Genomic DNA, 1,807 nt, shown 5'->3' with positions numbered 1-1,807 from the left:
GGCAAGCTTCCTAGCTTCATTCTGGGAATTTGAAAGGGAACAGCCATTCCTGCATTCCCACGCTTCGCTAGGAAACTTGCCAGCGCCTTCTGAGTGGGCAATTATCTATGCGGACTGGTATTCGGTATCTCACGCCCAAGTGCCCATCTAGTATCCTACAAGCCTCCCAAATCAATCCTAATACCATCCTATTTTGTTGTTTCTTAACTGAAACTGAATATGACGTCTTGTGTGTGTAAGTGCGACCTAATTTGCGTATTCAGCGGAAATTTACGTCAATTGACAGTATTTGGCGAAAATAAAACGCTGCGAGCATAGGCAAATGGCACTCTTTTTGCGACAATCTAGCGAAATACTTTCTATTACAGGTTGTTGTGCTTTTAAACATTGTCATTTTTCTTGTTGGGCTGATTGTACTGAGTTGGAGCGCTGACCGGTTTGTATATGGCGCCTCAGCATTAGCAAAAAACATCGGCATTTCTCCAATGATGATCGGACTAACGATTGTCGCTATGGGATCTTCGGCACCTGAAATTGTGGTTTCCGCCATAGCCTCCGCAAATGGCAATATGAACACCGCCGTGGGTAACGCGCTAGGTTCTAACATCACGAACATCGCGCTAGTTTTAGGTATAACCGCGCTAGTGAAACCATTGCTTGTTTCATCAACAACATTAAAGCGCGAGCTTCCAGCACTCCTTATCATCTCATTGATTGCCATTGGCTTTATGTTTGACGGTGAACTTAAGTCTTATGAAGGCATTATCCTACTAGGCCTGTTCATTTTCGTACTGGCAATGATGGCGTGGTTGTCGCTACAGGTAGATAAAGAAGATCCTCTGGTTGCGGAAACCGCAGATGAAATCCCCAAAGGCGTTTCAAATACGTCAGCCCTCATTTGGATTGGTGTAGGCCTTGTAATACTGCCATTAAGTGCTCACTTTTTGGTGAACTCAGCAGTAGAAATTGCCAGATACATGGGCATTTCGGATTTGGTTATCGGACTAACGATTATTGCGTTTGGTACAAGTCTACCTGAACTAGCAGCAAGTGTTGCGGGTGTACTGAAAGGTGAAGACGATTTAGCACTGGGTAATATCATCGGCTCAAATATCTTCAACCTGCTTGCCGTACTTGGCATGCCCGGGTTAATCGCGCCTGGTATCCTGGACCCTGACGTTTACAACCGAGATATGTACGTAATGCTTGGTTTAACATTATTATTATTCTTGTTCAGCTTCGATTTAATCGGCAAACGTACAATATCAAGAACAAATGGATTCATACTTCTGGCTTGCTTTATCGGCTATCAATTCTGGCTATTCGGATAATCATGAATACACAAACTCAGATGAACTATATCGACTCAGCGAAGCGCGTTATTGAAATTGAAACTCAAGCTATTGCTAATCTGGCAGAGCGCTTAAACAATGAATTTATCGCTGCCTGTAATATTCTCTTTGCCTGCAAGGGTAAAGTTGTCGTGAGTGGTATGGGAAAGTCTGGGCATATCGGAAATAAAATTGCCGCTACGCTTGCCAGTACAGGTACTCCTGCATTTTTCATGCACCCTGGTGAAGCCAACCATGGCGACTTGGGCATGCTAAGCAAAGGCGATGTCTTACTCGCCATCTCTAATTCTGGCGAGACTAACGAACTCGTTAACTTATTGCCCGTAGTTAAACGCTTAGGCATACAGGTGGTCGCCATGACCAACAGTGCTTCCAGTTCATTAGGGCAACACGCAGATGTCGTCCTTGATATCAGCGTTGAAAAAGAAGCGTGTTCGCTAGGTCTTGCTCCTACG

2 protein-coding genes are annotated in these 1,807 nt (G+C 44.5%); both read left to right on the top strand.

All coding sequences use genetic code 11. From position 1 onward, the window contains the following. The first annotated feature begins 374 nt into the window (after window positions 1-374). Complete coding sequence (locus tag BIZ39_RS21550; protein ID WP_014948348.1) at window positions 375-1,331, top strand: calcium/sodium antiporter; 957 nt, start codon at window positions 375-377, stop codon at window positions 1,329-1,331. A 2-nt stretch (window positions 1,332-1,333) separates the two neighbouring features. Further along, on the top strand, window positions 1,334-1,807 hold a 474-nt coding region (locus BIZ39_RS21545), incomplete at its 3' end, for an SIS domain-containing protein (RefSeq protein WP_187448074.1).

Origin of the sequence: Alteromonas sp. BZK5 (genome assembly GCF_014349115.1) — a bacterium.
Classification (GTDB): Bacteria; Pseudomonadota; Gammaproteobacteria; order Enterobacterales; family Alteromonadaceae; genus Alteromonas; species Alteromonas macleodii.
The sequence above is the reverse complement of the archived record's forward strand: the minus strand, read 5'-3'. Positions and strand labels throughout refer to the sequence as shown.